Annotated in this window: 1 protein-coding gene; it reads left to right on the plus strand. The window is 67.8% G+C overall.

What is annotated here, in order from left to right; genetic code table 11:
• On the plus strand, positions 1-581 hold a 581-nt coding region (locus AC1RQC_RS40435; protein ID WP_492886895.1), incomplete at both ends, for an NAD(P)-binding domain-containing protein.

Genomic DNA, 581 nt, shown 5'->3' on the forward strand with positions numbered 1-581 from the left:
GATGCCTTCTGCCTGGTCACGCCAAACTGGCAGTGCGCCTTGCCCGGCTATCCCTACCAGGGCAACGACCCGCACGGTTTCATGAAGAAGGACGAGATCACCGCCTACCTCGATGGCTTTATCGGCATGGTGAACGCGCCGGTGCTGGAGCACACCGAGGTGTTGCGCGTGAAGCCGCTGGAGCAGGGCGGCTATCTGGTCTGTACCTCGCAGGGCGACTTCACCGCCGGGCAGGTGGTGGTGGCTTCCGGCGGCTATCACACGCCGATCGTGCCGCGCATGGCCGAGCGCCTGCCGGCCGGCATCCGGCAGATCCAGTCCTCCGAGTACCGCAGCCCGCAAGCCTTGCCGGAGGGCGGCGTGCTGGTGGTGGGCTCCGGCCAGTCCGGCGCGCAGATCGCCGAGGACCTGCACCTGGCAGGCCGCAAGGTGTTCCTGGCCGTGGGACAGGCGCCGCGCTGCGCGCGCTTCTACCGTGGCCGCGACGTGGTGGACTGGCTGGCCGACATGCAGTACTACGACATGCCGGTGCAGGAGCATCCGCTGCGCGAGGGCGTGCGCGACAACACCAATCACTATGT

The organism is Cupriavidus sp. GW822-FHT03E04 (genome assembly GCF_058801495.1).